This is a genomic window from Pseudoalteromonas sp. ABV4_021 (assembly GCF_056159365.1).
The window spans coordinates 717,151-724,939 of record NZ_JBSWVB010000002.1; the positions used below are offsets into that span (position 1 = coordinate 717,151).

At 39.6% G+C, this 7,789-nt stretch carries 3 protein-coding genes; all 3 read right to left on the minus strand.

Features of this window, described 5'->3' with window-relative positions; translation table 11 throughout:
• Position 1: 1 nt before the first annotated feature.
• From ACXAFE_RS17500 to ACXAFE_RS17510, 3 genes are read right to left on the minus strand one after another with little or no spacing between them, the layout of a single operon-like run.
• Positions 2-6,070 (minus strand): thrombospondin type 3 repeat-containing protein, encoded by a 6,069-nt coding sequence (locus ACXAFE_RS17500; RefSeq protein WP_475155609.1) that lies wholly within the window; start codon positions 6,068-6,070, stop codon positions 2-4.
• Positions 6,057-6,887 carry a peptidylprolyl isomerase gene (locus ACXAFE_RS17505; protein ID WP_475155612.1) on the minus strand — a complete coding sequence of 277 codons (831 nt, stop codon included), beginning with the start codon at positions 6,885-6,887 and terminating at the stop codon, positions 6,057-6,059. Before ACXAFE_RS17505 ends, ACXAFE_RS17500 begins: the two co-directional genes overlap by 14 nt.
• Positions 6,888-6,899: 12 nt before the next feature.
• The gene (locus ACXAFE_RS17510) at positions 6,900-7,724 is read right to left on the minus strand and encodes a peptidylprolyl isomerase (RefSeq protein WP_475155615.1); all 825 of its coding nucleotides are present in this window, start codon (positions 7,722-7,724) and stop codon (positions 6,900-6,902) included.
• Between the last annotated feature and the right edge of the window lie 65 nt (positions 7,725-7,789).

Consider the following 7,789-nt stretch of genomic DNA (forward strand, 5'->3'; position numbering starts at 1 on the left):
TTTAATTCCGTTTATTTATTAATGCAGAAAGCTGAACTAACCCAATTTCACCGTCAGCATAATTTTTCAAATGCTCCTGTAAATTAGGGTGTAAGCGACCAAAGCCAATGTAATCTAATGTTGAAAGTAGCACTGGTCCACGAGATATGACTTGCCTGTTTTGTAATTGGCCAACTCCAACTAATTCCATTTTATTGGAGTTGAGCTTTCGGCCATATAAAGGGACAAACTCACCATCGTCAGGCAAATAACTTGTATTTCCATACAAACTCGCTGCAGTCATAGTTAGACTCATTGCGCCTGTAACTTCTACACCTTGTGGTTGACCTGCCATTAAATAGAATATTGGTACGTCATTATTTAATTGCATTCCTGATGCAGTAAAGTTCTGAATACTAAACTGCATAGGTACACTGGATTTTCCTTTAAAATGTATATTCGCTTGTGACAAATCAAAGGTTAAATCGCCATTAGCAAGGTTTGTATTGGGAAGACCTGATGCCACTTTACCAAATGCAATGTTTTTACCTAAAAATGGCACCTGAACTACACCAAGGGAATGTCGCGTATTTGGTACATAATCCAGTGTCTTTATATAGTTACCAAAATCAGATGCAGGCGAAAACTCGTTAAATACGAGCGTTAAATAATTAGCTGATGTTTCTGGGAGTTTTTGATCTCCATAACCAAATGTAAAATTACCATTGTCGTCACTTTGAGTACTGATACCAAGCTCTTTGATAGTTACCCACATCTTTGGAATACTGACAAATAAATGGTCCTTTAAATTACCATCTATTAAGGTTGGCATTTTTTCAGTTTTAAAAGTAAATCGCGCTTTTTCTTCACTATTTACCAATATTTCGGCACGGATTGTTGCGCCATAGCCAAATTCACGGCTAGGATAAAAGGCATACGTATGATCACCAGGTAAACTTGCAATAGCACCGGGTACAGGTTCGCTATCGCGATCTACACGCTTTACTTCATAACCTCCCATAGTAAACGGTGAATCTTGGGGAGGTTTAGGCAGATAAGTGTCGCCGTGTAATGTTTCATACACATTTACTTGAATATCCGATTGTTCAACCGCTTTGTTAAAGTAAAATGCTATAAAACCGTTTGCGGCATGTCCTTCATCCTCATTTTTAGGAGTTGTCTTAATGATGCTTAAAGGTATCGCTTGTTTACTACTAACAGTGAAAAGTTGCGTAGACGTACCAACTAAGCTATTGCTCCCATCATAGACATTAACTGTTAACATTTGTTCTGTGGAACTGGAGTCTACTTCAGTTGTTACGTTTATGTATCCTGCAATCACATCAACCGCGATTGGCGAGGCATTATTAACTTGAATTTCAGCATGCATTTGTTCGGTACTATTTTCCACTGCTGCAACAACTTGCAGTGATAAATTAGCATCGTCAATTAAGAAGGTTTGCTGTTTTCGTGGTGCAATAATATTTACCGCAGTTTGTGACTGATTGGTTAAATTAAACGCATATTCACTTGTGTTACCGGCAAAATCGACCGCTTTGATTGTAACTGGTGTATCAACGCCTTTCGCCAAATCTAACTGCGAGGTAAAACGATATTCGTTTTCACTATTACCAGGTCGTAACTGTATAGGTAACTCATTAACGCTTAATGTTATTGATTGCGCATCGCTCACCGTACCGCTAATCGTAACTGGGTTTTGTACCAACACAGTAGACGAGTTTTTTGGCCAAGGCTGCTCCAGTATTATTATTGGTGCGCTATTATCAAATTGATAATTAAGGGTTTGAATTACATTACCAAACTTATTGGTAGCTTCCAGCGTCCATGTATTTTCAGATTTTTGAGCCAGGTATTCAAATTGATAACGCTCTATACCTGAAGATGTTACGCCAACGCCAATATTATTAATTGTTAGTTCTGGCAATACATTAGATACAACCACACCGCTGATTAAAAATTTATCACGATTAATCCAACTGCCATTAGTTGGGCTAGAAATTTCAATTATTGGCGCAATGCCTTGGTCCTCATCTATTCGTTTGATTATAAAACGTAACTCACCATATCCTTGTGCTGATTCGACCTTTACATTGAATAAGTTATCACCCATATCAAGCATTATTGGTTCAAAGGTCAAACGCCATCGATTATTTTCAAATGGACTAATGGTTCCGACAAATTGACCATTCATTGTTGCCACTAGTTCGGTTAGCGTAACTTCACTTGTCACAGCAAACTCAAGCTGAACATTTGCATGGGTCACCGTATCCCCATCTTTATGAGATACTAGTTCTATTGTCGGCTGTATTTGGGACACTCGTTTAATATTAACTATTTTGCTAACTTTTTGACCCAATGCATCTTCAGCCACAATAGTCAGTTCGTTATCACCCTGTTTTAGAGGGATCTGTCCCGTAAATTGACGCTGTTCATTAAACATCAAATGGAATGTACTGTCCTCGAATGCACCTGACTTCACCAATAACTCTTTTAAATTTGTTTGCGACTCAACTTGACCAGACAATGTTATGCTATCTTGCTCTGTCTCTGATTCTATTGGGTCGAGCACAATTTTTGGCGAGTCCGCTTGAGTAATTACTTTGATGACAAAATTTTCTTGCCAACCAGTTGCATCAACTGCGCTGAGCGTCCATTCATAGCCAAGTGTTAAATCAAGCGGTAAGTTAAATCGTTTATCATTTTTAACTGTATATTCTTGTTCTGAACTCAGTGTTTTGATGGTCAGCTTTGATGGATAGGAAACGTTTAGTAACCGCCCATTAATGACTAATTTTTCGGCTGATTTTGTAGCAAAATAATCAAAGTGATTACCTTCATGCTTTGCGTATTCGTACAACACCAACTCCGGAACACTGCGTGCCAATGCACTCGCACTTTCAGACCACGGACCTAAAACGATTACATTTTTTTGGATGATAGGATTATTAAAATAATTAAATGCCCGAACTCGGTAATCGTAAGTTAGCCCCGGAGTCACCGCAGAATCGATGTATGATGTGTCCTTAGTTTCAGCCAACTTTACCCAAGCACCATCAACTAAACGCTTTTCTATTTTATAGTTTTGACTAATGTTAGGTTGCCAAGTTAGTGATAGGCTTTTTCTTACTACCTCTGCTTTCAAGCCCTTAACTTGATCATACTTGCCAATATTGAAAATTGATGTCACTGCACTTTGACCTAATAACGAATCTATAGCACGCACTGTTAAAATATAGCGGTACGCTTGATTTGTTAAAACGGTAGAATCAATGTAGCTACGCACATTTGCATCGAAACTAGCTACCTGTTCAAACTCGCCTTGATAATCTGCGCGACTTAAAACAACCTGCGATACATTTTTAATATTAGAAATCTGCCAATCAAGCTTTACTTTAGAATCAGTGCTTTGTGCAAATAAAGAAACTGCGACCGAGTCAAACCAACGTGTAGGGTCGTCTGGAAAACTATCTATGTCGTTATTATAGCCATCACCATCTCGGTCCGGGTCACTATTATCACCAATGCCATCTCCGTCTAAATCAGACCACTCATTAGGATTATTTGGGAAAGTATCATTCTCATTCGCATAGCCATCTCCATCACGGTCAGGGTCACTATTATCACCAATACCATCACCATCCATGTCAGCCCATTCATCGGGATCATCTGGAAACGCATCTTGTTCATTGTTGTAAGAGTCGCCATCACGGTCAGGGTCACTATTGTCACCTAAACCATCCCCGTCTAAATCTGCCCATTCATTCGGATTATTAGGAAATGCATCTTGCTCATTAGAGTAACCGTCACCGTCGCGATCTGGGTCACTATTGTCACCGATGCCGTCACCATCCAAATCAGACCACTCATTAGGGTCATCAGGGAATGCATCTTGCTCATTGGGATACCCGTCACCATCACGGTCATCTAATTCAGGATTGTCACTCCAGCGCGTAGGATCATCTGGGTACGCGTCATATTGATTTAAAACACCGTCGCCATCTCTGTCTGGGTCACTATTATCACCAATGCCATCACCATCCAGATCAGACCATTCAGTTGGATCACTTGGAAATAGATCTTGCTCATTAACAACACCGTCACCATCTTTGTCTGGGTCTGAGTTATCGCCAATGCCATCATTATCTAAATCCGACCATTCAGTTGCATCATACGGAAATGCATCTAGCCCGTTAACAATTCCATCATTATCAATGTCTGGGTCAGTATTATCGCCAATACCATCATTATCAGTATCTGTTGTTTCGCTAGGATCGTTTGGAAATGCATCATCTTGGTTATTAACACCATCACCATCGCGATCTTCATCACTGTTATCACCAATGCCATCATTATCTAAATCTGACCATTCATTTGGGTCATCAGGAAACACATCTTTTTCATTTTCTATGCCATCACCGTCACGGTCTGTATCGCTGTTATCACCAATACCATCGCCGTCACTGTCTTTGCTTTCATTTGGGTCTTCTGGAAAAGCATCCTCATCATCAGGCACGCCATCACCGTCTAAATCTGCTTTACGAGACAGTTTTTCGGCTAAAAACTTAAGGAATTCAATTAAGCGTGCAATTTTATTTGGTAACGCTATTTTAATTACAGGTCGTACACTATTGCCCGTCACCACATAGTAATAAACTAAACGATGGCGCCCTTTTTTGAGGTAGAATGTACGATAGTGATATTTTCCTACTCTCCCCACGTGTTTATCTACAACAGTGGACCTATTAGTTGCTAATTCTTGTACATTTTGAGCACTTAAAACTTGCCCAGCAAACTCAATTTCAAGTTGGCTTTCAGCTGTATAGTAAAGTGTTACGTAACCGTCTTGCTCTACCTCTAACTCGGTATCAAATAAAACTGCATAAGGCTTAGGCCATTCGTTGTTAGGCAAGTTGTCTATCGATACGCCAACTAGATTAGGTAACAAGCTTTGGGCGTGCGCCATATTATTTGGCTGCTGGGTAGTAAAGACCCTAAAGTTAGTGCCTTCAACATATTCACCTGCGGGAGTGATTGGTGGAATTTCATTTTGTTCTATTTTTTCAGCGACAAATGACCAATTATCTAATGATAAATAACGCGCTGTGCTTCCTGGCGTATAAAGTGCAATATCAAGCATCGGATTTGCTTGTTTGGTGTGTTGTAGTTGCGTAAATTCGAACTCATGAACGCCAGGTTCTAAGGTTACAAACTGCTCAATTAAACCAAACTCACTTGCCACTTGAAAATTTTGATTGAGGCTTACTTTAATAGGACCACTCGATAACACTCTTACACTGTAGCTTGCTGCTTCTTCCAGTGTTAAAAAGCCTCGATAAGTCACAGCATAGCTTTGATCACTATGACGAACAAGTAAGCTTATGTCATCTCGATTCCCATGAACTATCGGAGTTATCTGTTTTAATGAATTAAAATCTAACGTTTCACCTTCAAAATATTTATATTCAAAGCCAGAGGTACTTCGCGCAGGAATTGTCGTGTTTACAGCGTCAACCTTTGTTAATGAACTCGTTGCTAGGTATAACTGCTGCTGTGCTAAATCTATTTCTTGGGTCTTTTCAGACGACATTAAAATTCGCGGCTGTGTTTGCAGTTCATCACTTTCGAATGACAATTGTATATGGTGGTACCCTTTGCCGAGCGCAAGCAATTCACCTTCAATATAGGCAGTACCGTTTATCTGTAACTCTGCGTCACCATTTGTAAACACTTCAAATTGATAAAGTTCATCATTTTCAGCGAAAAAGAAGCCACTAAATTGCGCGGCGCCAACAAACTCAGGATCCAATAACATTGCTGATATTGCGGGCATATTACCTGTTTGTATAGCTTGCGCTTTAGTAATATGTTGAATTTCACTGCCGGGTGCAAACAAGGCATATTCAACAGCCGCAATTGGGCCATCTAGCGGCGTGCTCGAATGATAATCTATTTCTGGCTTAGGCGGTTTTTTTACATCATCTGGATTTGAACATGCAGATAATAGACCTGCCAGCAATAATATCGATAAGTAATTTTTTAAACTGCTTAAGTTTTCGCTAATCCATAGCATAACGGGTTATTTTGGCCTGTTGTTTTAAACGAGCCGCTTCCTCTTTTATTGCACGTTTGATTTGAATTGGTGATAGTGTCTTTCTTATTTGTTCTTTAACTTCACTCAACGGTTTTGCATCACTTTTATGTTCAGCTATCACCTTAAAGCGAATTAACTTATTATCTAAACGGTACGTTTTTGAAACTTCCCCAAGCGCTACGTTTGCAATAATGTTGCGATAAAAAGGGCTTAATCCTTTATCACCTTGCGTACCCAGAGACAAAATCAGTGCGGTGCCCTTATCTTTTTGATCCTGCGCGTGCGCTCGCCAATCTATGTCTTTTATAAAACTGTCTAGTGCATTTTGGGTAGCCTTTGAATTTGGTAAAGTTATCATTTCAAATCTACGCTGCACTTTTTGCCCAAATTCACTTAAATTAGCGTTGTAGTACGCTTGAACTTGCTCTTCTGAAACGGGGGTTGCAGTTATGTTCTGTTGGATATAACGTTTGCTTAAATATTCATCGCGATATGCTTGTTGTGCGAGTTTAAATTCTATTAGTTCATACTCACTGAATTGTGCAAGTTGTTGCTCAGCCATTAGTTTTTTGATAATCATGCTTTCGAGCAACTTTTTTCGGCCTTCATCGCCAAGTTGCATGGCTGCATATTCACCAAACGTTTTGAGCATCACATGTTCTAGTTCTTGCGCTGTGATAGGCGTACCGTTAACATTCGCGATTACGTCACGTACACCCGAACCTGACTCTTGTTTAACGTCTTGTTCACCACAGCCAACTAGCAACAATGCTAGTAATACTAAACACTTTCGCATTGAAGTCCCTTATTAAAACGTAACTGATACTGTTGACTTTAAACGCGCTAACTCGGTATCTTTCGCTGCCTTCCTTAGCGTACGCTTGATGTTTCCTTTTACATGCTCGTATGGCTGACTCACCGTTTTTGGTGTGTGCTCAAGCTTTATGATGTGATAACCAAATGAAGTTAAGATCGGTTGAGAAATCTGCTTTTCTTTAAGTTGATTGAACACTGCATCCGAAAACGTTGGCGCTACAGCTCCTTCTTTGATCCAACCTAACTGTCCACCGTTTTTTGCAGATACTTTGTCTTCCGACATGGCTAGAGCAACATCGGCAAATGCTTGACCTGTAATTACTTTAGAATAGGCCTCTTGCGCCTTAGAATATTTGGCTTGACGTGTTGCTTGGTCATCTGTTTGTGCCACACGTATTAAAATATGCGATACTTTAGCCTGTTTTGACTGATACTTATCACTGTTTTGCGCGTAATAATTGCGCATTTCAACATCGGTTACAGCCGTTTCTAGAAACTGATTTAGATAACGACTAAGCAATAGGTCTTTTTTTATCTCATTTAGCTCTACCGCTAATTTTGACGTGTCGAACTCTGGTAGGGACTCAATAGCCTGCGATACCGCTAGAGATTCTAGGTAATGTTTTTTAGCTTTAGTAACGAGTTCTGCATTATCTTTGTCAATACGTTTGAACTCATAATACGCATTAAGCTCTTGTTGCGTTACCCCCTGGTCACCAACGGTTGCAACTGACTTAGGTTTGTCGGAGCAACCTCCAATCAAGGCTGCATTCACCAAAAATAATGTTAAAAATTTATTATGTTTTCTAATTTTCATCCCTAAAACCTAAACTACATTCGTGTAACTATATAATAAGTCGGGCATTATCCACTAAATGAAAG